Genomic DNA, 25423 nt, shown 5'->3' on the forward strand with positions numbered 1-25423 from the left:
GCAACTGCCATGCCAGCTGTCGAAGATTTTAAAAATATCTTTACATTTCAGCCTGTTACGGGGTGCTAATTTGGTTTTGGTCTGATTTTTTCCTTCGCTGAACCGGAGTAGAGTCGAACACAATGTTGACATTGTCGACATTGTGTTCGGCTTCAGCGAATGGCTACCAATTTCTGCCAGCGGTAGTGGAACTGGCGCGCGGTCATGCCCAGCAGCTGAGCGGCGCGCGTCTTGTTTCCGCCACAGCGGTCCAGCGCCTGGCGCAGCGCATCGGCAGTATGGGAGGTCACCGAGACGTAAGGTCGGATGTCCTCAATATAGGCAGGGAGGCTGGGCGGTGACGTGGCCAGGGGAGGTGTCGGCGCAGCTTGCTCGTTCTCCCGTGGCAGGTAGCGGTCGACGTCCGCTGCGCTCAACAGGGCGTGGTCGGCTAGCAGCACCATTCGCTCAATGACATTGGACAGCTCGCGAATGTTGCCCGGCCACGCATGCCGCTGCAGGCGCTTAATCGCCTCGGCACTTAGGCTGACGTTTCGCTGGTTGGCCTGGTTGATCCGGTTGAGGAAGTGCAGCACCAGCACGGGGATGTCAGACCGGCGCTCAGCCAGCGAGGGCAGGCGTATCGGGATGACGTTTAGCCGGTAGTACAAGTCCTGGCGGAAGTTGCCGGCGGCGACTTCGGTCTCCAGTTCACGGTTAGTGGCTGCCACCAGCCGGACGTCGATGTGCAGCTCGCGCTTGGCCCCGAGGCGGGTGATGGTGCCCTCCTGCAGCGTACGTAGCAGCTTGGTCTGCATGGCCAGCGGAAGCTCGCCAATCTCATCGAGGAAAATGGTGCCGCCATCTGCCTGCTCGAACCAGCCGGCACGCGCCGTTTGCGCCCCGGTGAAGGCGCCTCGCTCGTAGCCGAACAACTCCGACTCAAATAGCGAATCGGGAATGGCTGCGCAATTCACGCGGATAAACGGCTTGTCCCGTCTGGGGCTGGACAGGTGCAATGCACGCGCGAACAGCTCCTTGCCGGTTCCGGACTCGCCGAGCAGCAACACGCTTGCGGTGGTATTCGCAACGCGCTCCAGTTCTGAGAGCGCGCGCAGCAGCTGGGGCGCGCTGCCGATAATCCCGTAGCGGCTGGAGCGGGTCTCCAGTGCCCGGGCCAGTAGGGCGTTGCGTTGTTCGAGCGCCTCGGTTTTTTCCCTAAGGTGTTCTTCCAGATGGAGGATCTGCCCGGCAAACGTCGCCAGGATTCTCAGGATGGTGAGGTCATCTGCCAATGGGCGTGCTCGGCTGCGGATGCGATGGCAGGCCAGTACGCCGATGGTGCGCTGGCCGATCTGGATCGGTAATGCGATATAGGAAACCGGCCCGGAAGGGAGGTTGTTACGCGCGACCATGCGGCCGAGAAACAGCGGATCGTTATCGATGTCCTGAACGATGATCAACTGACCTCGAGCCAGTACTCGTCCGGTTACACCTTCGTCTGGTGCGTAACGCCCGCGGCTGACTTCGTCTGCGGTCAGTCCGTAGGCATAGCGGATTCGGCTCGATTGGCCCGATTCGTCGAGCAACACGATTCGCCCGCGGTTCAACCCCAACAGTTCGGACAGTAGGTGAAGCATCTCCCTCATTACGGTCTCGGGAGAAAAGTCCCGCCCGGCCAGTGCGGTTACCTGCTGTAGCAGCAACATCTCTTGAGTCCGCCAGAAGGCGGGTGAACTCTCCGATTCTTTATCACTGCTGTTCATGATGGCCTTACCTTGTCTGACATAAGCGAAGTGTCAGTGGGCATTCGAAGCAATTTGCGGGCCCAGCTAACGACTTTCCCGCTAGCTGCAGATACCGGCGTTTGACTGGGTTTGCCGGGTCAAGCCGGCATACTCCGTACATCTCGCCTGACGGCCTGAGGCGGCACACCGAAGCCGCGGACGAAGGCTTCGCGTAGATGGCGCCGGTCGCGGAAGCCCGTTTCACGGGCGATGGTCTGCCAGCGCTTTTCAAATTCAGGCGGTGACAGGACAGCAGGCTGCGGTTCGCGAGCGACTACAGGCGCGGCGATAAAAGCATGAACTCGTCGTATCCGATCAACGGGCTTGAACCTCTCCTAGTTTCGTAGACGCCTGTGAACCACAAATTGAGCTTCGTGAACGCCCGCTTCTGGCCGGAAGCGGGCAGCGTAAATCAGGCGCCCAGAACGGATTCTATAATCACTCTATAATTGACTATAAAAGCCTATAATGCCCACTCTAGAGAGTTCTAGCCCCTTCATTGCGAAGCTGGAAAATTCCTTGCTCTAATGGTGCACCTACGGGGGCTGGCAGGCCTATTCAACCTCACCGGTGTGCGGCGGCCGAATACCAGCCATTCGATAGTGTGCCGAGCGGGTGGGTAATAGAGCAGGTCACTTTGAACCGAAACAGGGGCAGCGCCACAGGCCCCTCACTCACCGCTGCTTTTTTCCAGTTGCCCAGCTACAGCCTTATTCCGATAGTATGCAGTACCTCCCAGAACCCGGTTGAAGTCAGGAGGTCCCTGCCAATCCCTTGGTACACCAGTGGACTTAAGCAGGTTTTCTGAGTCCACGCCGTTTCTTAAAAACTCCTCCAAGTCCCACTCAAAAAAACTGACGAGGGTTTGAAAAATAGTGTTCGACACGCTGGAAACCAGACCCAGGCTTCCAGTGTTCATCGGAAGTTTTAGCCTCTTCATATCGGCAAGAGCACAAATTAGCCTTCTCAATCGAAAGTGCCAAACAGACTCCATGAGGAGTTCAGCCTGCTGAGAAGCCAAGGGGAATCTACGTTTACGTAATTTTGGGCAGGGAGGTAAACGCACGGGTAGGAGTTTCTGCAGATTACTGAGATTAACCCGCTTCTGTCCTTTGGAAATTCGATAAAGATCCTCAGCACCCGCTAGAAGAACGGCAGCAAACGCGCTGTCTCGGGGATCGCTAACCTCCTCGACTACTTCAGGTACGTGCTTTGGCGTACTGAGCTTCTCCATCAACCATGCGTTGTCGTGCTCCGTAAGCCAGCGGGTGGCTTGGTAAGCGTTATCCCAGAGATACCCCAAATCGACATTCGCTCGTACAGCCAAGATCGTGTCTATTTTCTGACGATGCTGCGCCTTCCTACCAAGCTGAGGCTTTTCCAACTTTAAACGTAATTTTGCACCTGCCGCGTGCTGAAGAATGAGTTCTTTCTGCAAGGCGGACTCAAAGTCATCCGCGCTCCCAAATAAATGCTGCGCAATGATCATATGCCGGGCGAGGGGCATATCCATCTGGCCATTGTAAAATCTAAACCGTATCCATTGATCGTGTTTACCTGCTTCATAAGCTTTGTCCATTCGAGACAGGGCTTCATCTCCATATTTCGTGCGGATACTGTCAAATAGTTTCGCAGTACCAACAAGGTTTCCGTGTACGAAACCTCGCTTTCTGCATTGTCGTACATAACTTGCACCTAACGTTTCACAACTCATTAGCGGAAACTTACGCTGCAGTACTTCGTAGGCGAACTGCGCAAAATTCTTTTCCAGCACAGTGCCCTGCCTAACTGTCGCAGGATCGAGAGCGCTCCAGCCGCATACACACGGATCAGTCGGATTTGGAAGTAGCCGAAGCTTACGGAAGAACGGGTGAGAGCATTTGGGGCACGCGTGAATCAGCGGCTCACCATGACGCCAGCAGACTGACACACCAGGCAAATGGTGTGAGCGATGCCAGTATGCGTACCCCGTTTCAAGCAGATCCTGCTGCACACAGGTGGAGCAGAGCTTAGCCTTCCCGTGGACCGCACCCTCTCGGCGGGGAATACGAGCCACCCCAAATAAACTGGAGCCTGCTGGGGCATTCTCCACCCCTTGGCTGACCCCTAGAAAGGGCCTGTAAGCTGGAAACATCGTATTGGTACAGATCAGCTCGTCGAGATTGCTTTCTGGATCACCAGGTAGTCTGGCAGCAAGCACTTCAATCTGCTTTGGCAGGAGCCCTACGCTGAAGGGTGCCGAGCCAAACAGGTCTTGGAAGGTTTCAGCTGCAGTCCTGTTACCTGAAAGGAAGTGGTAGCGCGTGATACGAGAATGCAACATCTCGTCCGGCATGGACATGGGGAAAAATAGCAGATCAGACATCGATAATTAACTAACGAGATAATGTTTGGAAGTACACGCATTCTGCGACGCGGCGTATTTTTAACACATAACATAAGGTTTTACAGAGTAAGTATATTAAAAGCACACGAAAATATGGCGAACAGGAGCCACACCAATTTTGCACTCTCACACTTTTTTGCGAAAAGCAGTTAACTCAGGTTTGCACCAGCAATATCATGAGCCACACCCTAATGAGGGTCTTACGAAGGCTCACACTTTCTTAAAAATATGTACGAAGAAAAGTGAAACAGTGCCGCGCAGTGGTGCACGTGACTACGGTCTGATGCAAGCAGTCCGATACAATGCTGACCGGGTTACGCTTCGCTGCTCGTCTGCCAGCTTCTCCTTGGCCCATTGCAGGCGACGAACGTGAAACTCCTCAATAGACTCGCACGTCTGCTCCAGTGCTCTGGCGCAAAGGGGTAGCTTGGAGAGTTGTTTCTCAAGGCGTGAAAGGACATGCAGCTCTCGCCCTATCCTAGCGCGAGAGATCAAAATAGGCTTTCCCGATCCTGCTCGAAGGCGCTGCGCACAGCACCTGATCTGTTCAGCAAGATTCGCGTCGAGAGTAGCGAATGTATCGGTGTTATCAGCGCGGCTTGTATGAGCACCTGCATGTTTGGCGATGCAGCCTGAGAGCCAGTTTCGATCATGGCGATACAGCCACATGTAATCTTTGCATTGGTGAGCTTGCAGGCCCCGATATTCAACCTCGAAAGTTGCTCGGCGCCTGAGGCGCTTGCTTTGAAATCTTGCGTCTTTCCAGACCTGCGAGCCGCCATCGACGGCACGAATGGTTCGATACACATACACTTGGGAGACTCCAAGCACAGAGGCGATCTGCCGAGCCTCGCACCCTGCAAGTGCTAGCTCCCAAACAGCAGCAGGTAAGCCTTCTAGCCCCTCTAGCAGGGCCTTAGAAAGTTTCGCTTTTGGGTAGCCGACACCAGTTGGCGATGATCGCTTAACAGCTGGCGTTGATGGTTTGTCGCTGCACTGGAGATGAGCCAGATCAACCCCAAGGGCGGTGGCCAGCACAATGTATTTGAGTGGGTGGTGCGTATGCCTTGGCCTCCGTAGCAGCTTGGTGACCCAAGTCGCGGGTAGATCTGCGGGTGACTCTCCTAGAATCGAGTATTCCCAAGCTGCAGGCAGAGCGTTGAAAACGCCGGCCATATGTGCGGCCAAACGGCATAGATCCAGCCGGTGCGATGCGCCATGGGTCAGGCCTAACTCTACAGCTCTTTGAACAAGGCAAGAGCGCACTGCAGTGGGTGAAAGAGGTTTGAGGTCTAGCGCAAGCAATTGCATTGATCGGAGCGCTATTTGACGCAGCACTGGATAAGCCTCCAGATCAGCATCGACCTGATATGAATGAGCTTGTACATCGTCTTCGTCAGGCAGGTGGAGCTGCCATGAGTTGCGGCTATACCAACTGGGATCCACCACCTTGAGCGAATGGCCGTGGTGGGGACATACCAATACACCGGGAAGCTGGTGAACACGGTGCCAGTACGCTGCGCCAACCCGAACGATATCCTCATTGAGGCAAGCAGGACAGAATCGTACTCTCGAAGCGACCTCGATCCGACTGGCGTTGACTCCTAATTTCAGCATCAGCCACTTGCCGGCCCCGGCCATTGAGGTACGAGCATGCCGCACCTGATCGTCGGTGAGAAAGGGCGCGTAATAGGGCAGAACGGTATGGCATGTAATTATTTTGGATACCGAGAGATCCGTGGCAGGTGGAAGTGACTCGGCTAAGTCACCCAATCGACAGGGAAACGCTACGTTCTGTGTGTATGAGATTGCAGCCCTATCGCCAGCGAAAGCGGCTTTTCGGCTATGCCCGCCACAAAGCCGGGCATAGCGGGATAGGACACTGTGAAGCGTCTCGTCGGGGAACGCAGCAGGGAAGAAATGGAATTTCAGCTCCATTACACGACCCTCGAATCATAATCGGCGGTAGGCCGGCGAGAACTCGAAGAGATCCCTGGTTATCCAGCCAGCTGACTTCAGTTCTGCAAGGGTGTCGGGATGCTCGCTGAACACCTTCGCTTCAGAAGCCTCCACGGCAACTGCTGAAGGCGCATTAGGTTTGCTCACAGTAGCTTCCGGTAACGCAGTATTTGCCCGTGCAGCTGGAGTTACGCCTCGAAGCAAAGCGAGACGGTCTGCTCGCCCAAGTCCGTTGAACGCCATCATTTCCATCAACTGCTCCTCTATGGGAAGCAGGTCGTCGAACTTGCGCATGCGACTAGGGTCGCGACTACGCAGAGCCGATAGCGCTGGCCTGAGTATTTGCATCTTGGAATTGCTTACTTTGACGATCGTCTCGGCAGTCAGACACTCGGAGCCACTCTGAATTGCATAGCGCTGGCTCAGCACCAATAACTTAACCAGGAAGTCAGTCACACCCTGGGTGTGCTCGTACAGCGCGTCAAAAATCTCAGGAGTCAGTTCAGCCGCCTGCTTGCACCACTGATAGCTCCAAAGGTTCTCGACCAGAAAACGCCACTCGTCATCCTCCTTCTCGAAGCGCTTGAACTCGATCATCCCCCCACCGCAACTGCGCCTGGCGACACGCATTACGTCCGAGAACAGACTGACCATCGAATTCGTCCCGATGAACACGACCGGGATACCGATATTGTTCACCAGGTGAAGGAAGAAATTCAGCATGCTTTCCTTACCCCCGGTCTTGGCCAGGTGAAGGTTCTGCAGCTCATCAATGAGCAAGGCGCCGATAAAAAACGTGCTGGCTACCTGTTCCATCTGCTGAAGCGCATCGTTGATATTTCGATGCCGGTGGCGCTTGTGGTAGTCCTGATCGCCGAGTGCCTGGCCAACCGCGTGGAAGAACTGCTGACAAAATCCAGCCAACGAGCCATCTCGTGGACAATCAAGCTTGAGCCAGGTGATCTGGGTGTGGACGAATTGCTGACCCTCATAACGCTCATGTCGGATCGTCTGAGGGTACAAGCTTAAAATGGCATGCAGTGCGGTGGACTTCCCAATACCACTCAGTCCCACAACGCTGAAAGTGTCAGCTGTTGATTTGAAAGCATCGTGATAGCGCTGAGCCCCTGACAAAGAATGCAGGTGCCTGACTGTGGAGGCGCTAGTTGGATTACGGCCAACATATCCACGACGGATCAGCAGAGATAACAGGGACTCTAGCTCTAGGTGCAGCAGAAACGGCTGCACAACCGTCCTCAAGCGATCAATACAGTGAATCCGCATTGCCCCGTCGAGCTCTAGCTCCTCAGGTGCTACCGGCTGGGGAAAATTTGATATCAGCTCGGCAGCCGCCGCTTCGTCAAGAATTGGTGGCAGCGCTTCGATCAGAGGGTTTCCCGCGTACTCAGTGATGGCCTGCTTCGTATAGCTCGCAAGAGCTTTAGCACCTCTCATTTGGGCTGCCCCGGGCGAACTCTTTTGAGTAAATCGATAACCTGCGCGGTGCGCGGCCCAGCGTACGACTCTCTGACAATGGAAGGGCTCTGAGCATCAGGTTGAACGGGATCCGCACGTATACCGTCAGGTACAGTCGCTTGCTCTCGCTCCAATAACCGCTCTTCCGTACGATTCTCGCGGATATTAGCCACTGCTTCAGCCTTAGAGCCGGCTGCGGGTTCAAGCTTTTTCTCGGCCATTGCATTGCCGACAATTTGCTCAACTTTATCGACCAAGCCAACTTGGCTTTCCCGTTCAGCTCGTTTGTGAGCTGGCGGCACTTGCCTGTAGGCCTCCAAGAGGTCGTAGATCTCGTCCGAGCGATAATCCGCATACTTCGCATCCGACCTCCGCAGGTCGCAACGCAGGAACTCCTTGTTCTCGTCCTGGATCCAGATGTGCGCCGCAGAGTTCGGATCAAACCAGCAATCAATCGCCCAGACGCCATTGCGACGCGCTTTTGCGAACCAGTTTTTTTCGATAGCCATCTCGCAGAGATAATGCATGCCGCGAAACAACACGCCACCTTTTTGGACGGTGGCCCTTTCCCGAGGCAGCAGATTGAGATAAATCAGCTCGTCAGGTCGCTTGTTAGGCTGGATAAGGTCGTTCTCTAACGCCCACCGCCAAATCCCCATCGGAGTGGGCTCCACGCCATCGTTCATCATCGCCTGGGTAAGACGATCCGGCTGTCGGTGGAAACGGTTGTAGTGAAGAATGCACTCGATGAGGACTTGGGTGAACTCCTTCAAATTCAGCGTCGCGTCGAGCCGATAATCACGCTCACCGCGTTCCTTCTCTCGGGCTGCTACTCCGCCGGGGAGCCACCTAATACCGGTTAAGTCGTTCAGGATGCCGAAGCGGCTCTCGACCATCGGTTTCCAATCCGGTCGGTATGGCGGGGCCGTCCCCATATCGATACCCAGGCCAGACGCGAGCCCCTCAGCAGCAGCCCCCAACATTTCACCTCTATCGGCGTAGATTTGATGTGGCAGATGACGACAGTCCCAATCCTCAGGAGTGATATCAACACCGTTTTGCGCGCAGAACTCCACCTTGGAGGTGAACGCGTTGAACAGCGCCTGTCGAGCTCCGTTCCAGCTAGGCCCCTCAAGGCCTACATAAAGGCCAACGATCATCCCTGAGAAACTGTCGACTACGATGTACACCACGGGGCGACCGATAAGCATTCGTCGGGAGTAGCTGTTGACCAAGTAAATGTCAGCGATGGTCGCGTCGATCTCGAATTGATGACAAGGACCTCTAAGCCAGTCGCGGACGGTACCGGATAATGGACGGCAATCCTTCAGCCACTTCGTCAACCCCATGCGTCCACGATCAGTCTCGGTATCATCAAAGAACTGCTTTCCCCAATAATTAAACTGGTTAAACGTCGGAATTTCAGATTGAGGAAGCAATACGACCTCGTTTTCGGGATTTTTAGAAAGCCGCTTCTCCGAATAATATTTATTGAGCATTTTGTTGTACGCGCTATCAATCGTCGACTTCTTGTTCTTTACGTAAAGCGCGTAACAAACTCGGATACACTTCTTGTCGATATCGCTTAGTAATTTGGCAGGCGACACTAACACCCCTTGAAACCTTGGCTTTCGTCCCGGCGGCTTATCAGCGGAGTAATTACGACTCCCAACACCTACAGCAGAATAGTTGTTAAGAAGCGCATTTCTTACTTGCCCGTAAAACCAGTATCGATACAACAAACGATATAGCGTTTTACGCTGCACACCCGCCTCAGCGGCGCGATCACTTACCAATCGGCCCATCTCGCCATGAACAAATATTTGCCCTGGATAGGCCGGGTCCAAAAGTGGCGCAATCAGAGCCCATTTTTGGTCTCTATCACGCCTCGCGCGCTCGTCGAGATCTTCTTCCAAAACCAGTAGAAATTCTGGCACTGCCATCACCACAGGCTTTGTATCGCCTGATACCAATGACACCCTGAATTCCTCAAGACCAATCGAATACGGCTTCCTAGGAGGATCCGTTAGATCCATAACAATCAGTGCGTCGTGCTTCTCGTCGAGGTGAATTGCTCTCGCCATAGTAGAGAGCAAGGAGAGTTCCGTGACAGGCTCAAAGACGTCATTAACTGAAATTTTCATGACGACTTCTCGCTCAGTGTGGATATTTCAGTGGGATAAAAAACACTGAAGTCTGGCAAAGGTGACTTGAGCTGTAACGGCGCACCACTTAATTCAATCCTAATAGTTTTCCGCCAGATCAAATTAAAGAAAATGTCGCGAGCATCGGTATACGGTATGGATAATCGGTGTCCAATCTTGCGCAAGCTCTCCGACGTTGACCAAGGGCAACCCTTTATTGATTCAAGTATCTCGATGAATTGCAAATGCAGCGGGACATCCATCAAGGCACGAGGCAATTTGGCAAATTTGCGAAGAAATACGAGATTCAGGATCAAATCGGGCGTAAACAACTCCTCCGTTACGATGCTCCAGTCTACACCTTGGCTCACCCAGAACCGTCTCTCGACTTCGAGTTTTTCTAACGTGCGAGCACAGCCTTTTCCTTGAAGGTCTTTCGCGTATTTGATCGTCCTGGCAACGGACTTTACGTCTCCATTTGGCTGCTTTACAGACAGCAAAAAGTCAGTGGTCATTACCATAGGAACAGAGGTCGTTTTGTATTTTGGATACCGTACACCGATAGCCCTGGCGATCGCCTGGGTGCTCTCCACCGGCAGTAGGGGATACTGCTCGCGGATATCTACAACGTCCTCTGAAAACTCACAGAGTAAAAAGTACGCCCGTTCAAGGTCGGATAAGAGGTGATGAATTCGATCAATCTTAACACCTTGGATTTTCCAGGAACGCCCCATCGAAGGGACATCCTGAACACGTAACCAAGGCACATACTCAGCTCCGGCGCCAGCTCCAAACCCATTGGCGATGTGCCGTTCGATATCCTGATTTGAAGCAAACCTACGACCTCGCACCCGCCCTCCTAAGTCCGTCCGGACCGCTCCCCTCGTTCGGCAAGAGAGTAGTTATAGGAAAACATGAGCTAACAAGCTGCCATGTCGTAGGGCTTTCCAGAATACTCCTGCTGAAAATTAAGGCAGCGGCTCCTGACGAACGGCCTAGCATAAAAACAGAAAACCCTTTTAGATACAGGGGCTTACGGTTAGTGTCAAACTATAATAGCTTGTGTCAGACTTTATTATTTTGTGTCAATCTTTATTCCGTGAAGCCAGTGTGTTTACCGCGCCAGCCGGCTGTTATTCCACCGTCACACTTTTGGCCAGGTTGCGCGGCTGGTCGACGTCCGTGCCGCGCAGCACTGCAACGTAATAGGACAATAGCTGCAACGGCAGGGTATAGAGGATCGGCGCCAGCACATCGTGGATGTGCGGCATGCTGACGATAAAGGTGCCCTCGCCGTTCTCGATACCCGCTTCGCGATCAGCGAAGACGATCAGCTCGCCGCCGCGCGCGCGCACTTCCTGCAGGTTGGACTTGAGCTTTTCCAACAGCTCGTTGTTCGGCGCCACGGTCACCACTGGCATGTCCGCGTCGACCAGCGCCAGCGGGCCGTGTTTGAGTTCACCGGCCGGATAGGCCTCGGCATGGATGTAGGAAATTTCCTTGAGCTTGAGCGCACCTTCCATCGCTACCGGATACTGCGCGCCCCGGCCGAGGAACAGCGTGTGGTGCTTCTCGGCGAAGTGCTCGGAGATTTTTTCCACGGTGGTATCCATCGCCAACGCCTCGCCCAGACGGGTCGGCAGGCGACGCAGCTCGTCGATCAGTTCGGCTTCCAGCGCGGGTGCCAGCGTGCCGCGCACCTGGCCCAACGACAGCGTCAACAGCAACAGGCCGACCAGCTGGGTGGTGAACGCCTTGGTCGAGGCGACACCGATTTCCGGTCCGGCCTGGGTCAACAGGGTGAGATCGGACTCGCGCACCAGCGAGCTGATACCGACGTTGCAGATCGCCAGGCTGGCAAGGTAGCGCCCCTCCTCGGCCGTACGCGACTTGGCATTGCGCAGCGCCGCGAGGGAATCGGCGGTCTCGCCGGATTGGGAAATGGTCACGAACAGCGTGTCGGGCTGCACCACCACCTTGCGGTAGCGGAATTCGCTGGCGACCTCCACCTGGCAGGGGATCCCTGCCAGCTCTTCCAGCCAGTAACGCGCGACCATACCGGCATGGTAGCTGGTACCGCAGGCGACGATCTGCACGTTGCGCACCTTGGCGAACAGCTCGGCGGCCTGCGGGCCGAAAGCTTCCACCAGCACCTGGTGATCGCCGAGACGGCCTTCCAGGGTGCGCTGCACCACCTTGGGTTGCTCGTGGATCTCCTTGAGCATGAAGTGGCGGTATTCGCCCTTGTCGGCAGCTTCGGCGCCCTCGTGATACTGCACGCTCTCGCGTTCAACGGGCTGACCATCGACATCCCAGATCTGCACGCTGTCGCGACGGATTTCGGCGATATCGCCCTCTTCCAGATACATGAAACGGTCGGTCACCTGACGCAAGGCCAGTTGGTCGGAGGCGAGGAAGTTCTCGCCCATGCCGAGCCCGATGACCAGCGGGCTGCCACTGCGGGCGGCAAGCAGCCGATCGGGTTGTTTGGCATTGACCACGGCTAGGCCATAGGCACCGTGCAACTCCTTGACCGCTGACTTGAGCGCGACGGTCAGATCGCCGACCTCGTCGAGCTTGTGGCGCAGCAGATGGACGATGACTTCGGTATCGGTGTCGGAGACGAATACGTAGCCCAGCGCCTTCAATTGCGCACGCAGGGCCTCGTGGTTCTCGATGATGCCGTTGTGTACCACCGCCAGCTCGTCACCGGAAAAATGCGGGTGCGCGTTGCGCTCGCAGGGGGCGCCATGGGTGGCCCAGCGGGTATGGGCGATGCCCAGACGCCCCACCAGCTCTTCCTGCTGTTGTGCCTGCTCCAGCTCGGCTACCTTGCCGGAACGACGCAGGCGATGCAGCTGACCTTTGGCATCCAGCACGGCCACGCCAGCGCTGTCATAACCTCGGTATTCCAGGCGCTTGAGGCCCTCGAGCAGAATTGCAGTGATGTTGCGTTCAGCAACCGCGCCGACGATGCCACACATGATCAGGTCTCCTGAGAGGTTTCGATGGCCGCGCAGATCAGCTTGATGCCGCGGGCCTGAATGCTCGAACGCGCCTCGACCGTGAGGCGTTCGTCCGTAATGAGGGTATGGATGTCGCCCCAAGGCAACTCCAGATTGGGTATGCGCCGACCGATCTTGTCGGATTCGGCGAGCACGATGACCTCGCGAGCCACTTCAGCCATGACCCGCGAAAGGCCCAGTAATTCGTTGAAGGTGGTCGTGCCGCGTTGCAGATCGATGCCGTCGGCGCCGATGAACAGCTGGTCGAAGTCATAGGAGCGCAGCACCTGTTCGGCCACCTGCCCTTGGAACGACTCGGAATGTGGGTCCCAGGTACCGCCAGTCATCAGCAGTGTGGGCTCGTGCTCCAGCTCACGCAACGCATTGGCAACGCTCAACGAGTTGGTCATGACCAGCAGGCCATGCTTGTGGCCCAGCTGCGGAATCATGGCCGCGGTGGTGGTGCCGCTGTCGATGATGATGCGCGCATGTTCACGGATACAGCCAACGGCGGCTCGGGCGATGGCCTGCTTCCACGGCGAGACGGGTTGGCTGGTGTCGCCGATCAGCTCCTGCGGCAAAGGCACCGCGCCACCGTAGCGGCGCAGCAGCAGGCCATTCTTTTCCAAGGCCGCGAGGTCTTTGCGGATGGTCACTTCAGAGGTTTCGAAACGCCTGGACAGCTCGTCGACGCTCACCTCGCCCTGCTCGTTGAGTAGGGCGAGTATGGCGTGGCGTCGCTGCGGAGTGTTGCGTTTCGACATGCTTAAGTTTCGATTCGAAAGAAAACTCCGCGAATCAAAACCTAAAGCACCCGTTCAGTCAACCCTGGCGCGCCTCAGACACGGAAATAACCCATCAGCGTCTGTTGGTTATTGGCCAGCTGGTTGAGCGCCTGGCTGACCTGCGCTGACTCCTCCGCCTGGCCCGACAGCGACTCGGTGACATCGCGGATGCCGGCCACGTTGCGGTTGATCTCCTCGGCGACGGCACTCTGCTGCTCGGCTGCACTGGCGATCTGCAGGTTCATATCGGAGATCACCGCCACCGCATCGCCGATCTTGCGCAGCGCCGCGACCGCTTGCCCGACCTGGTCGACGCTGCCCTGGGCCTGATTGCGGCTGCCCTGCATGGCCGTCACCACATCCTGCGTTCCATTCTGCAAACGCTCGATGACCTGGCGAATTTCTTCGATGGATTCCTGTGTTCGCTGAGCCAGGTTGCGTACTTCATCAGCGACCACGGCAAAACCGCGACCAGCCTCGCCGGCCCGAGCAGCCTCGATAGCCGCGTTGAGTGCCAGCAGGTTGGTCTGCTCGGCGATTGCGCGAATCACCTCGAGCACCGAGCCGATTTGCTCGCTGCTCGCGGCCAGGCTCTCGACTTGCGTCATCGCCTGGTTCAGTTCGTTGGCCAGGCTGCCGATGCTGTGCGTAGTGTGGTCGATGATCCTCAAGCCCTCATGCGTGGCTTGATCAACGTCGCGTGCCGCTTCGGCCGCCTGGGCCGCGTTGCGGGCCACGTCCTGCGCGGTGGCGCTCATTTCTTGCGACGCGGTCGCCACCTGGTCGACCTCACGGAACTGTTGCTGCATGCCGGCACTGGTCTGGCTGGCGATCACGGCCGACTGGTCGGCACTGCTGCGGGCATCCTGCACCGACCGCTTCACATCGGCGATGGTTGGTTGCAGCTTGTCGAGGAAACGGTTGAACCAGCCGGCCAGGGCGCCCAGCTCGTCCTGGCGGTCATATTGCAGCCGACGCGTCAGATCACCCTCGCCGCTGGCGATATCCTTGAGCATGGCTGCAACGCCTTCTATCGGTCGGGTGACGCCGCGCGCGGTCAGCCACATCAACGCCAGCCCCACCAGCACGGCAACAAGTCCGATGGCCAAGGCGACCATGCCGTCCTTGCGACTCTGAAGCTGCAAGCTCTGCTCGAGACGCAACGCCGGCGCGAGCAGCACCTGCCGCGGCACTTCCAGCAGAACGGCCCAGGGAGCGAGTTCGGGTATTGGTTGCACCGGCTGCAACACCCGCAGCATGTCGCCGTTCTGGAGCATCGCCTTCTGACCCGAGTCGACCGCACGGCCGATTGCCTCGCTGTCCGCGCCGTACGCCTCGCTCAATGGCTTGCCGAGCAGGCCGGCATTGCGACTGTGACCACCCAGGAGTTTGGCCGGGCTGATCACGCTCAGTTGGCCCTCGCCCTGGTAAAGGTCCTGATGCGCCTGTTCGCTGAATGCCTGCAGCGACGCGAGACTGATGTCCACGCCGACGACGCCAATCACCTTACCGGCTTCGATCAGCGGAAAGGCGATGCTGGTCATCAGCAGTTGCTGGCCGTCCACCTCGTCGAAATAGGGATCGAGCAAACAGACCCGGCCGCGATCGCGGGGGCAGGCATACCAGGCGTTGTAAGGCGCGCCGCTGATCCCTGGCGTCGTATCGCCGAGCAAGTCCTCGTTCATGATTTCCGCGTTGAGCTGACCTGGCGTACGCTGCGACCAGTACAGTGAGAAGCGACCGCTATCATTGCCCCCCATCTCGGCGTTGCCGATGAACATGCCGTCCTTGTCATCCAACGCGTCGGGCTCGAAGACGGCGTACAGCCCGATCAGGTCGGGGTTGGCCTGTAGCGCCATCTCCAGCTGATGACGCAAATCCTCGCGCAGCTCGAAGGCATTCGACATGCGTTCGATGGACTGCTCTCGCAGCGACAACACCTGACGCGTCAGGCCCAGCCCGTACTGATAGGCGTCGTTGAACTGCCGTTCGATACGCAGTGCCTGCGCGAGACCGCGTGCCTGCAAGTTGTTGCGCGCGGACTCCTCGAGCATGGTACTGCTCGAGGCATTGACGAGGGCAACGGTCTGGCGGGATTGATAAAGTGAAGCACCGACCAGCAAGCCGACGATCAGCAGGAGGCAGAGACCGGCCAGCAGAGTGAGCTTCCACTGGATGGACAGGCGATTGAGCAAGAGCATGACGACGTCCTTTGTGGTTATGCCTTAAGAGATCGGCCAGATGTACGATCTCTTTAGCTATCAGGCATAACCACTTGCCGGCCGGGCATCGTCTTGCACGAGCCAGGCGGCTTATTTGCGCGTTTTTTGCGGGCGTTGCCAGCCTTCGATCAATGCCTGCCGGGCGCGGCCCAATGCGAGGGTCCCGGCCGGCACGTCGGCGGTGATCACCGAGCCGGCGCCAGTGGTCGCACCATCGCCAAGGCTCACGGGCGCTACGAGCGAGCTGTTGGAGCCGATGAACACGTCTTCGCCCAGCACCGTGCGGAACTTGTTCGCACCATCGTAGTTGCAGGTGATGGTGCCAGCGCCGATGTTGGTCCGGGAGCCGATATCCGCATCGCCCAGATAGGCCAGGTGCCCGGCTTTCGCGCCCTCACCCAGGTGCGAGTTCTTCACCTCGACGAAGTTGCCGACGTGCGCCTTGGCACCGAGCACCGCGCCGGGACGCAGGCGGGCAAAGGGACCGCAATCGGCACCCTCGCCGAGCTCGGCGCCTTCAAGATGGCTGTTGGCCTTGATCACTGCACCACGGCGCAACGTACTGTCGCGGATCACGCAGTTGGGACCGATCTCGACGCCATCCTCGATGACGACCTTGCCTTCGAGAATCACGTTGATGTCGATCAGCACGTCACGGCCGACAGTGACCTCGCCACGCAGATCGAAGCGCGCCGGATCGCGCAGCGTGACCCCCTGGGCCATCAGCCGGTGAGCAGCACGTAGCTGGTAATGCCGCTCCAGTTCGGCGAGCTGGCGGCGATCATTGGCGCCCTGCACCTCCATCGCATCCAGTGGCTGCTCCGTGGCGACCACCAGGCCATCGGCTACCGCCATGGCGATGACGTCCGTCAGGTAGTACTCACCCTGCGCGTTGCTGTTGGAGAGGCGCCCGAGCCAGTCACCGAGACGCTCCCCCGGCACAGCGAGAATTCCGGTATTGCCTTCGGTGATCAGCTTCTGGTCGGCCGATGCGTCCTTGTGCTCGACGATCGCCTGCACCACGCCTTGGTCATCACGCACGATTCGGCCGTAGCCGGTCGGATCGTCCAGGTTAACCGTGAGCAACGCAATCTGCTGCGCGCCGACCTTGTGCAAGAGCCGTTCGAGCGTGGCCACCTCGATCAAGGGGACATCGCCATAGAGGATCAACACTCGCTCGGCGCTCAGGGCGGGCAGCGCCTGCGCCACCGCGTGGCCGGTACCGAGCTGCTCTGCCTGGACGACGAAATTCAGATCATCGGCGGCCAGCCGCTGGCGAACCTCGTCGGCACCGTGCCCGATCACGACATGAATTCGATCAGGCGAGAGCTGCCGTGCAGTGGCAATAACGTGACCGAGCATGGACTGCCCGGCGACCGGATGCAGGACTTTCGGCAAGGCGGAACGCATACGCGTCCCCTGGCCCGCAGCAAGGATGACGATATCGAGCGACATGAGGCAGATCCTTTCGGTAACCGGAACTGATCCGGATGCAGTACCTCAGCCGAGGGCCAGGACTGCTAAACAAAACGGAGAAAAAGAAAAAGGGTAGCCAAGGCTACCCTTTCTCCCAACGCGGTTGAAGCCGCTGGCGTTAGCCGCCGAACTTCTTGCGAAGCTGCTGGACGGTACGCAGTTGCGCTGCGACCTCGGCCAGATGAGCGGCAGCGGAACCGTAGTCGAACTCCGCTCCCTGCTCGTGCAACGCCTTCTCGGCCGCCTTGAGGGCTTCCTGAGCCGCAGCTTCGTCGATGTCGGCAGCACGCTGCACGGTATCGGCGAGGACCTTGACCATGTTCGGCTGCACTTCGAGGAAGCCACCGGAGATGTAGAACACCTCGGCTTCGCCACCCTGCTTGATCAGACGAATCGGACCCGGCTTCAGGTTGGTGATCAGCGGCGCGTGGCCCGGAGCGATACCCAAATCTCCCAGGTTACCGTGCGCAATCACCATCTCGACCAGACCGGAGAAGATCTCCGCTTCCGCGCTGACGATATCGCAATGGACTGTCATAGCCATTCGCTTGCCTCACGTGACAGAACGCGGGCGGTGCCCGCATCCTTTACGCGTCCGTTGCCGGACGCACGGGTGATTACAGTTTCTTCGCTTTCTCGATGGCTTCTTCGATGCTGCCTACCATGTAGAACGCTTGTTCCGGCAGGTGATCGTAGTCGCCCTTGAGGATACCGCTGAACCCGGCAATGGTGTCCTTGAGCGACACGTACTTGCCCGGCGAACCGGTGAAGACTTCGGCCACGAAGAACGGCTGGGACAGGAAACGCTGAATCTTACGAGCACGCGATACCAACTGCTTGTCTTCTTCGGAGAGTTCGTCCATGCCGAGAATGGCGATGATGTCCTTCAGTTCCTTGTAGCGCTGCAGCACGTACTGGACGCCGCGAGCGGTGTCGTAGTGCTCCTGGCCAATCACGTTCGGATCCAGCTGACGCGAGGTCGAATCGAGTGGATCGACCGCCGGGTAGATACCCAGGGAGGCGATGTCACGGGACAGTACGACGGTGGCGTCCAGGTGGGCGAAGGTGGTCGCCGGGCTCGGGTCGGTCAGGTCGTCCGCAGGAACGTAGACGGCCTGGATCGAAGTGATCGAACCGGTCTTGGTCGACGTGATGCGCTCTTGCAGAACACCCATCTCTTCGGCCAGGGTCGGCTGATAACCCACCGCCGAAGGCATACGGCCCAGCAGTGCGGATACTTCGGTACCGGCGAGTGTGTAGCGGTAGATGTTGTCCACGAAGAACAGAACATCACGGCCTTCGTCACGGAACTTCTCGGCCATGGTCAGGCCGGTCAGCGCAACGCGCAGACGGTTACCTGGCGGCTCGTTCATCTGACCGTAGACCAGGGCAACCTTGTCGAGAACGTTAGAGTCCTTCATCTCGTGGTAGAAGTCGTTACCCTCACGAGTACGCTCACCCACACCGGCGAACACGGAATAACCGCTGTGCTCGATGGCGATGTTACGGATCAGTTCCATCATGTTCACGGTCTTGCCGACACCGGCACCACCGAACAGACCGACCTTACCGCCCTTGGCGAACGGGCAGACCAGGTCGATAACCTTGATGCCGGTTTCCAGCAGCTCGTTGGAGCCAGCCTGTTCGGCGTAGCTCGGCGCAGGACGGTGAATGCCCCAGCGCTCTTCTTCGCCAATCGGACCCGCTTCGTCGATCGGGTTGCCCAGAACGTCCATGATACGGCCGAGGGTTTTCACCCCTACCGGTACCTGGATGCCTGCGCCAGTGCTATCGACGTCCAGGCCACGCTTGAGGCCCTCGGTCGAACCCATGGCAATGGTACGTACCACGCCGTCGCCCAGCTGCTGCTGGACTTCCAGAGTGGTTTCGGCGCCAGTCACCTTCAGCGCTTCATAAACACTCGGCACCTTGTCACGCGGGAATTCCACGTCGATAACGGCGCCGATGATTTGAACGATACGTCCGCTACTCATCTTTGGTTCCTCAGAATATTTGAACCGTTCTTAAACCGCGGCAGCGCCGCCGACGATTTCCGAAATCTCTTGGGTGATCGCTGCCTGACGCGCCTTGTTGTACACAAGCTGCAGGTCCTTGATGATTTCGCCAGCGTTGTCGGTGGCATTCTTCATCGCGATCATCCGCGCCGCCTGTTCGGCCGCGCTGTTCTCGACCACCGCCTGGTACACCTGGGATTCGACATAGCGAACCATCAGGCCGTCGAGCAGCTCCTTGGCATCGGGCTCGTACAGATAGTCCCAGTGATGCTTGAGCTCCTGATCCGGATCGGCCACCAATGGAACGAGCTGCTCCAGTGTCGGCTTTTGCGTCATGGTGTTGATGAACTTGTTCGAGACCACGGACAGGCGATCGATACGCCCTTCGAGGTAGGCATCGAGCATGACCTTGACGCTACCGATCAGGTCATTGACCGAGGGCTCTTCGCCGAGGTGACTGATCGCAGCAACGACATTGCCACCAAAGTTGCGGAAGAATGCCGCTCCCTTGCTGCCAATCACGCAGAGATCGATCTCCGCGCCCTGCTGGCGATCTTTCGCCATGTCCTTGACCAGAGCCTTGAACAGGTTGGTGTTCAAGCCGCCGCACAGACCGCGGTCACTGCTCACCACGATATAGCCGACGCGCTTGATCTCGCGCTCGACCATGAACGGGTGGCGGTATTCCGGGTTGGCGTTGGCCAGATGACCAATCACCTGGCGGATACGCTCCGCATAGGGACGGCTAGCTGCCATGCGCTGCTGTGCCTTGCGCATCTTGCTGACCGCCACCTTTTCCATGGCGCTGGTGATCTTTTGCGTGCTCTTGATGCTCGCAATCTTGCTGCGAATCTCTTTTGCGCCTGCCATTTGACACCTATCGGGTTAGCAGGCGGGCACCTTACGATGCCCGCTGCGGCTTACCAGGTTTGGGTGGCCTTGAACTTCTCGATGCCAGCCTTGATGGCGGCGTCGATTTCGTCGTTGAAGTCACCTTTCACGTTGATCTTGGCCATCAGATCGGCCAGCTCACGATTGAAGTAGCCCAGCAGGGATGCTTCGAAGGCGCCAACTTTGTCCACTGCCACATCGGTCAGGAAACCGCGCTCGGCTGCATAAAGCGATACGGACATGTCCGCGATGGACATCGGCGCGTACTGCTTCTGCTTCATCAGCTCGGTCACGCGCTGACCATGCTCGAGCTGCTTGCGAGTAGCTTCGTCCAGGTCAGAGGCAAACTGCGCGAATGCCGCCAACTCGCGGTACTGCGCCAGAGCGGTACGGATACCACCGGAGAGCTTCTTGATGATCTTGGTCTGAGCGGCGCCACCCACGCGGGATACCGAGATACCGGCGTTGACTGCCGGACGGATGCCTGCGTTGAACATCGCCGATTCCAGGAAGATCTGACCGTCGGTGATCGAAATCACGTTGGTCGGAACGAACGCGGAAACGTCGCCGGCCTGGGTTTCGATGATCGGCAGCGCGGTGAGCGAGCCGGTCTTGCCGGTGACCGCACCATTGGTGAACTTCTCGACATATTCCTCGGAAACGCGCGAAGCACGCTCCAGCAGACGGCTGTGGAGATAGAACACGTCGCCGGGGTAGGCTTCACGTCCCGGCGGACGGCGCAGCAGCAAGGAGATCTGACGATAAGCCACGGCCTGCTTGGACAGGTCGTCGTACACGATAAGCGCGTCTTCGCCGCGATCGCGGAAGTACTCGCCCATGGTGCAGCCGGCATAGGGTGCCAGGAATTGCAGCGCAGCGGATTCGGAAGCCGAAGCGGCCACGACGATGGTGTTAGCCATGGCGCCGTGCTGTTCAAGCTTGCGCACCACGTTGGCAATGGTCGATTGCTTCTGGCCAATGGCGACGTAGACGCAGCGGATTCCGCTGTTCTTCTGGTTGATGATGGCGTCGACAGCCAGGGCTGTCTTACCGATCTGACGGTCACCGATGATCAGCTCGCGCTGGCCACGGCCAACCGGGATCATGGCATCGACCGACTTGTACCCGGTCTGCACCGGCTGGTCGACCGACTTACGCCAGATCACGCCCGGAGCGACCTTTTCGACCGCATCGGTCGCAGCCGCGTTGATCGGACCCTTGCCATCGATCGGGTTGCCCAGCGCATCGACGACACGACCGAGCAGTTCCGGACCGACCGGCACTTCGAGAATACGACCGGTGCACTTGGCGCTCATGCCTTCGGCCAGGCTGGTGTACGCACCCAGCACAACGGCACCGACGGAATCCTGCTCCAGGTTCAACGCCATACCAAAGACGCCGCCCGGGAACTCGATCATCTCGCCGTACATCACGTCGGCCAGACCATAGATTCGAACGATACCGTCGGAAACGCTGACGATGGTGCCTTCGTTACGGGCTTGGGAGGCGACGTCGAGTTTCTCGATGCGCCCCTTGATGATTTCACTTATTTCGGATGGATTGAGTTGCTGCATAGCTCTGCTGCCCCTTCAAACTCAAGATTTCAATGCTTCGGCCAGTTTCGCGAGCTTGCCGCGAACTGAGCCATCGATAACCAGGTCGCCGGCGCGGATCAGCACACCACCAATCAAGGTGGCATCTTCCGCGGCGTGCAGACGCACTTCTCGGCCGAGCCGTGCACTGAGAACCTTGGCGAGTTTGTCTTGCTGTTCATCGCTCAATGCGAAGGCACTGGTGACATCCACGTCGATCGACTTTTCCTGCTCGGCCTTGTACAGCTCGAACTGGGCGTAGATATCCGGCAACAACGCCAGACGATCATGCTCGGCGATAACTTGGATGAAGTTCTGTGCCTGGGCGTCGAACTTGTCGCCACACACCTCAATGAAGGCGGTGGCCTTTTCTGTACTCGTCAGACGCGGGGCCTTGAACACGCGCTGCATGGTGTCGTCGAGCGACACCGCTGCAGCCAGGCCGAGCATGGCTGACCAATTGGCCAGCTGCTGATGGGCCTGTGCGTGCTCGAAGGCAGCCTTGGCGTAAGGTCGGGCCAGCGTGGTCAGTTCTGCCATGATCGCGCCCTCGCTTAAATTTCGGCTGCCAGTTTGTTAACCAGCTCCGCATGCGCGCTTTGGTCGATGGATGCGCCCAGGATCTTCTCCGCACCGCTGACTGCCAGGCTACCCACTTGGGCACGCAGGGCGTCTTTGATGCCGTTGATTTCCTGTTCGATCTCGGCCTGAGCCTGAGCCTTCACACGGTCAGCTTCGACACGAGCCTGGTCACGGGCTTCGTCGACGATCTGAGCCGCGCGCTTCTTGGCCTGCTCGATGATTTCAGCAGCCTGGCCTTTGGCGTCGCGCAGTTGCTCGGCCACTTTCTCGTGGGCCAGCTCCAGATCACGAGCCGCGCGGTTGGCAGCGTCCAAGCCGTCTGCGATCTTCTTCTGTCTTTCCTGCAAAGCCGTAATGACCGGAGGCCATACGAACTTCATGCAGAACAGCACGAAGATGAAGAAGGCAACGGACTGGCCAATCAGGGTTGCATTAATGTTCACGCCAACACCTCGCTCGTTCGTTGTCCGTCAAACCAATTCACTGGGAAGCGAATCAGCCTGCGATTTGACCAACGAAGGGGTTCGCGAAGGTGAAGAACAGTGCAATACCAACACCGATCATGGTCACGGCGTCGAGCAGACCGGCGACGATGAACATTTTCACTTGCAGCATCGGAACCATTTCCGGCTGACGCGCAGCGCCTTCCAGGAATTTTCCGCCCAGCAGGCCGAAGCCGATTGCCGTACCCAGAGCACCCAGGCCGATCAGCAGAGCTACAGCGATAGCAGTCAGTCCAACTACAGTTTCCATCTTTCCTCCGACTTTATGTCGTATTGGTTAAGGGTTTAGGTAAAGCGAATCGAATCAGTGATCGTTATCTTCATGCGCCATCGACAGGTAGACGATCGTGAGCATCATGAAGATGAAGGCCTGCAGCACGATGATCAGGATATGGAACACCGCCCATGCCCACTGCAGAACAATACCCAGCCCACCGAGCACCAGACCGTTTGCGAACATGATGGCAATCAGGATGAAGATCAGTTCGCCGGCATAGAGGTTGCCGAACAGACGCAGCGCCAGCGATACCGGCTTGGCGACCAGGGTAACGAATTCGAGAAGAAAGTTGATCGGCACGAGCAGGATCTGCACGGCCATGTTCTTGCTGCTGAACGGATGCAGAGTCAATTCGCCAAGGAAACCGCCGATGCCCTTGACCTTGACGCTGTAGAAAAGCAGCAGGGCAAAAACAGAGAGAGCCAGACCCAGTGTGGCGTTCGGATCCGTGGTCGGAACCACCCGGAAGAACAGGTGCTCGTTGCCAGTGATCTTGGCGGCCAGCATGGGCAGCCAATCGACCGGGAAGAGATCCATGAAGTTCATCAGGAACACCCAAACGAAAATCGTCAGAGCCAGCGGCGCGATCAGCGGATTACGACCGTGGAAGGTGTCCTTGACGCTGTTGTCGACGAACTCAACCATCAATTCGACGAAGTTCTGCGCGCCGCCCGGCTGCCCGGACGTTACCTTCCTGGCCACCATCCAGAAGAGCAGGATGAATATCAGACCGAGTGCTACCGATACACCGAGCGTATCCAGGTGGAACGCCCAGAATCCCATTTCCTTGGCTTGTTCGGCCGAATGGGCGAAGCCCCATTCGCCAGTCGGAAGGCGGCCATAGGTCAGATTCGATAGGTGATGCTGGATGTAACCCGAAGCGTTCTCTGCTGCCATGATTGCCTCAATGGATCAATTTGAAATTCTTTTCTTAATCAGCAGAGGAGCGAACCAGCCGACTCCCTGAGTCAGTATGAACACACCAAACAAGGAAAGTGGGTTCAGTGGTTTCACCCCTGTGAATACCAGCGCAAACAGCGCCGATGTAAAGATCAGTTTCCCTGCTTCGCCGGCATAAAATGACCGGACAATAGCCTGAGCAGCACGGGCGCCACTAAAGCGAAAGGCCTTGTGGGCAAAATAAATGTTCGGTAACCAAGCGATCAGGCCGCCAAGCAAACCAGAATAGCCGGCGACAGGATCCACGCACTGCCAAAGCAACATCGCCGCGCTGATCAACAACGCCAACTGCGCCAACAGAACTGGAAAGACCGCGATCCGATGGATGGCTAAAAGCTTCTGCACGGAACCGACCAATATTTTCCCTTGGCTTTCGCCGGCATGCCATTTAGCGCCATGCCATGTCTTCAAAAATGCGCGCAGATTATATGGGGCGGCCGAATCAGGTACAACCGTTCGGTAGTGAATTCCAAGCATTACTACAACCCCATCCGTGTGAAATTGTTTCAACGTATATGGGCTAGCACACCCTGCAGTTCATCCAGCGAGTTGTAGCGTATCACCAGCTGTCCCTTACCCTTCTCGCCATGCTTGATCTGCACTGGCGAGCCCAGCCGCTCGGCCAGTCGCTGTTCCAGACGCACGATGTCCGGATCACTCTTGGGCGCGCTTTTGTCGTCTTCTTTCTGGCTCAGCCACTGGCGAACCAGGGCTTCGGTCTGGCGTACGGTCAGACCGCGTGCGACAACGTGCCGCGCACCTTCAACCTGCCGTTCGCCCGGCAATCCCAGCAACGCACGGGCATGTCCCATTTCCAGATCGCCATGAGACAGTAGCGTCTTTATCTCGTCCGGCAAGGCGATCAAGCGCAAAAGGTTGCTGATGGTCACACGCGATTTGCCCACCGCGTCGGCGACCTGTTGTTGGGTCAGCTGGAACTCCTGCTGCAACCGTTGCAGCGCCACGGCTTCCTCGATGGGGTTGAGGTCCTCGCGCTGGATGTTCTCGATCAGCGCCATGGCGATGGCCGCTTCGTCGGAAACCTCGCGGACGATTGCAGGGATCTTGTCCAGCCCAGCCTGCTGGCTGGCGCGCCAGCGTCGCTCGCCGGCAATGATCTCGTAACGACCCGAGCCGATCGAACGCACGACGATCGGCTGCATGACGCCCTGGCTGCGAATCGAATGGGCAAGTTCATCGAGCGTGGCGGGGTCAATGTCGCGACGCGGCTGATACTTGCCACGCTGAATGATGTCGACCGGCAACTGCTGTAGCTCACTGCGATCGACCTGAGCGGCCTCTTCCTGCACCGCCGCTACGTTGGCGCCGCCGAGCAGCGCATCCAACCCGCGTCCCAAGCCTCGTTTTTTGGTCGCCATGAAAA

20 protein-coding genes and 1 pseudogene are annotated in these 25423 nt (G+C 57.7%); all 21 read right to left on the minus strand.

The features are described 5' to 3' along the window. Positions 1-152 precede the first annotated feature (152 nt). Positions 153-1745, minus strand: coding sequence for a sigma-54 interaction domain-containing protein (locus KCX70_RS22670; RefSeq protein ID WP_031668848.1), 1593 nt, complete (start codon positions 1743-1745; stop codon positions 153-155). Between the two features lie 119 nt (positions 1746-1864). Beyond that, positions 1865-1978 (minus strand): annotated as a pseudogene (locus tag KCX70_RS23385) (GlxA family transcriptional regulator); the annotation flags it as partial. Between the two features lie 458 nt (positions 1979-2436). Further along, positions 2437-4131 carry a TniQ family protein gene (locus KCX70_RS22675; RefSeq protein ID WP_023121733.1) on the minus strand — a complete coding sequence of 565 codons (1695 nt, stop codon included), beginning with the start codon at positions 4129-4131 and terminating at the stop codon, positions 2437-2439. Between the two features lie 294 nt (positions 4132-4425). After that, on the minus strand, positions 4426-6090 hold the full coding sequence (locus tag KCX70_RS22680) for a TnsD family Tn7-like transposition protein (protein WP_023121734.1): 1665 nt from the start codon (positions 6088-6090) through the stop codon (positions 4426-4428). Between the two features lie 15 nt (positions 6091-6105). Next, positions 6106-7566, minus strand: a complete 1461-nt coding sequence (locus KCX70_RS22685) for an AAA family ATPase (protein WP_003118400.1) — start codon at positions 7564-7566, stop codon at positions 6106-6108. Beyond that, positions 7563-9731: a Mu transposase C-terminal domain-containing protein gene (locus tag KCX70_RS22690; RefSeq protein ID WP_003290891.1), complete on the minus strand. Its 2169-nt coding sequence runs from the start codon at positions 9729-9731 to the stop codon at positions 7563-7565. The genes KCX70_RS22685 and KCX70_RS22690 overlap by 4 nt, the downstream gene beginning before the upstream one ends. Further along, positions 9728-10582 (minus strand): TnsA endonuclease N-terminal domain-containing protein, encoded by an 855-nt coding sequence (locus KCX70_RS22695; protein ID WP_036997997.1) that lies wholly within the window; start codon positions 10580-10582, stop codon positions 9728-9730. Before KCX70_RS22695 ends, KCX70_RS22690 begins: the two co-directional genes overlap by 4 nt. A gap of 282 nt (positions 10583-10864) precedes the next feature. After that, positions 10865-12715: a glutamine--fructose-6-phosphate transaminase (isomerizing) gene (gene glmS / locus KCX70_RS22700; RefSeq protein WP_212618881.1), complete on the minus strand. Its 1851-nt coding sequence runs from the start codon at positions 12713-12715 to the stop codon at positions 10865-10867. Between the two features lie 2 nt (positions 12716-12717). Next, the gene (locus KCX70_RS22705; RefSeq protein WP_212618882.1) at positions 12718-13500 is read right to left on the minus strand and encodes a DeoR/GlpR family DNA-binding transcription regulator; all 783 of its coding nucleotides are present in this window, start codon (positions 13498-13500) and stop codon (positions 12718-12720) included. A 74-nt stretch (positions 13501-13574) separates the two neighbouring features. Then, entirely contained in the window at positions 13575-15722 is a 2148-nt protein-coding gene (locus KCX70_RS22710) for a methyl-accepting chemotaxis protein (protein WP_212618883.1), read from the minus strand. 111 nt (positions 15723-15833) lie between these two features. Next, entirely contained in the window at positions 15834-17198 is a 1365-nt protein-coding gene (glmU, locus tag KCX70_RS22715) for a bifunctional UDP-N-acetylglucosamine diphosphorylase/glucosamine-1-phosphate N-acetyltransferase GlmU (RefSeq protein WP_212618884.1), read from the minus strand. A 139-nt stretch (positions 17199-17337) separates the two neighbouring features. Continuing rightward, positions 17338-17763 (minus strand): F0F1 ATP synthase subunit epsilon, encoded by a 426-nt coding sequence (locus KCX70_RS22720; RefSeq protein ID WP_021206889.1) that lies wholly within the window; start codon positions 17761-17763, stop codon positions 17338-17340. A 73-nt stretch (positions 17764-17836) separates the two neighbouring features. After that, positions 17837-19213 carry a F0F1 ATP synthase subunit beta gene (atpD, locus tag KCX70_RS22725; RefSeq protein ID WP_212618885.1) on the minus strand — a complete coding sequence of 459 codons (1377 nt, stop codon included), beginning with the start codon at positions 19211-19213 and terminating at the stop codon, positions 17837-17839. A 30-nt stretch (positions 19214-19243) separates the two neighbouring features. Then, on the minus strand, positions 19244-20104 hold the full coding sequence (gene atpG, locus KCX70_RS22730; RefSeq protein ID WP_021209391.1) for a F0F1 ATP synthase subunit gamma: 861 nt from the start codon (positions 20102-20104) through the stop codon (positions 19244-19246). A gap of 50 nt (positions 20105-20154) precedes the next feature. Next, positions 20155-21699: a F0F1 ATP synthase subunit alpha gene (gene atpA / locus KCX70_RS22735; RefSeq protein WP_021209392.1), complete on the minus strand. Its 1545-nt coding sequence runs from the start codon at positions 21697-21699 to the stop codon at positions 20155-20157. Between the two features lie 21 nt (positions 21700-21720). After that, positions 21721-22257 (minus strand): F0F1 ATP synthase subunit delta, encoded by a 537-nt coding sequence (locus tag KCX70_RS22740; RefSeq protein WP_021209393.1) that lies wholly within the window; start codon positions 22255-22257, stop codon positions 21721-21723. A 14-nt stretch (positions 22258-22271) separates the two neighbouring features. Further along, positions 22272-22742, minus strand: a complete 471-nt coding sequence (locus KCX70_RS22745; RefSeq protein ID WP_021209394.1) for a F0F1 ATP synthase subunit B — start codon at positions 22740-22742, stop codon at positions 22272-22274. A 52-nt stretch (positions 22743-22794) separates the two neighbouring features. Beyond that, entirely contained in the window at positions 22795-23052 is a 258-nt protein-coding gene (gene atpE / locus KCX70_RS22750; RefSeq protein WP_003097235.1) for a F0F1 ATP synthase subunit C, read from the minus strand. Between the two features lie 54 nt (positions 23053-23106). Beyond that, on the minus strand, positions 23107-23976 hold the full coding sequence (gene atpB, locus KCX70_RS22755) for a F0F1 ATP synthase subunit A (RefSeq protein ID WP_102852740.1): 870 nt from the start codon (positions 23974-23976) through the stop codon (positions 23107-23109). A gap of 15 nt (positions 23977-23991) precedes the next feature. Continuing rightward, a complete protein-coding gene (locus KCX70_RS22760) occupies positions 23992-24396 on the minus strand; it encodes a F0F1 ATP synthase subunit I (protein WP_021209396.1) in 405 nt (134 codons plus the stop codon). A 149-nt stretch (positions 24397-24545) separates the two neighbouring features. Beyond that, the gene (locus KCX70_RS22765) at positions 24546-25418 is read right to left on the minus strand and encodes a ParB/RepB/Spo0J family partition protein (RefSeq protein WP_102852742.1); all 873 of its coding nucleotides are present in this window, start codon (positions 25416-25418) and stop codon (positions 24546-24548) included. Positions 25419-25423: the final 5 nt, after the last annotated feature.

The sequence above is a fragment of the Stutzerimonas stutzeri genome (assembly GCF_018138085.1).
In the GTDB taxonomy this organism is placed as follows: Bacteria; Pseudomonadota; Gammaproteobacteria; order Pseudomonadales; family Pseudomonadaceae; genus Stutzerimonas; species Stutzerimonas stutzeri_AI.

What these genes read in the sequence shown, in the direction of transcription:
- atpA (WP_021209392.1), bottom strand. Translation starts at nt 21,699, where the DNA reads ATGCAGCAACTCAATCCATCCGAAATAAGTGAAATCATCAAGGGGCGC.
- KCX70_RS22740 (WP_021209393.1), bottom strand. Translation starts at nt 22,257, where the DNA reads ATGGCAGAACTGACCACGCTGGCCCGACCTTACGCCAAGGCTGCCTTC.
- glmU (WP_212618884.1), bottom strand. Translation starts at nt 17,198, where the DNA reads ATGTCGCTCGATATCGTCATCCTTGCTGCGGGCCAGGGGACGCGTATG.
- KCX70_RS22765 (WP_102852742.1), bottom strand. Translation starts at nt 25,418, where the DNA reads ATGGCGACCAAAAAACGAGGCTTGGGACGCGGGTTGGATGCGCTGCTC.
- KCX70_RS22670 (WP_031668848.1), bottom strand. Translation starts at nt 1,745, where the DNA reads ATGAACAGCAGTGATAAAGAATCGGAGAGTTCACCCGCCTTCTGGCGG.
- KCX70_RS22690 (WP_003290891.1), bottom strand. Translation starts at nt 9,731, where the DNA reads ATGAAAATTTCAGTTAATGACGTCTTTGAGCCTGTCACGGAACTCTCC.
- glmS (WP_212618881.1), bottom strand. Translation starts at nt 12,715, where the DNA reads ATGTGTGGCATCGTCGGCGCGGTTGCTGAACGCAACATCACTGCAATT.
- atpG (WP_021209391.1), bottom strand. Translation starts at nt 20,104, where the DNA reads ATGGCAGGCGCAAAAGAGATTCGCAGCAAGATTGCGAGCATCAAGAGC.
- KCX70_RS22675 (WP_023121733.1), bottom strand. Translation starts at nt 4,131, where the DNA reads ATGTCTGATCTGCTATTTTTCCCCATGTCCATGCCGGACGAGATGTTG.
- KCX70_RS22680 (WP_023121734.1), bottom strand. Translation starts at nt 6,090, where the DNA reads ATGGAGCTGAAATTCCATTTCTTCCCTGCTGCGTTCCCCGACGAGACG.
- KCX70_RS22710 (WP_212618883.1), bottom strand. Translation starts at nt 15,722, where the DNA reads ATGCTCTTGCTCAATCGCCTGTCCATCCAGTGGAAGCTCACTCTGCTG.
- KCX70_RS22705 (WP_212618882.1), bottom strand. Translation starts at nt 13,500, where the DNA reads ATGTCGAAACGCAACACTCCGCAGCGACGCCACGCCATACTCGCCCTA.
- atpD (WP_212618885.1), bottom strand. Translation starts at nt 19,213, where the DNA reads ATGAGTAGCGGACGTATCGTTCAAATCATCGGCGCCGTTATCGACGTG.
- atpE (WP_003097235.1), bottom strand. Translation starts at nt 23,052, where the DNA reads ATGGAAACTGTAGTTGGACTGACTGCTATCGCTGTAGCTCTGCTGATC.
- atpB (WP_102852740.1), bottom strand. Translation starts at nt 23,976, where the DNA reads ATGGCAGCAGAGAACGCTTCGGGTTACATCCAGCATCACCTATCGAAT.
- KCX70_RS22720 (WP_021206889.1), bottom strand. Translation starts at nt 17,763, where the DNA reads ATGGCTATGACAGTCCATTGCGATATCGTCAGCGCGGAAGCGGAGATC.
- KCX70_RS22685 (WP_003118400.1), bottom strand. Translation starts at nt 7,566, where the DNA reads ATGAGAGGTGCTAAAGCTCTTGCGAGCTATACGAAGCAGGCCATCACT.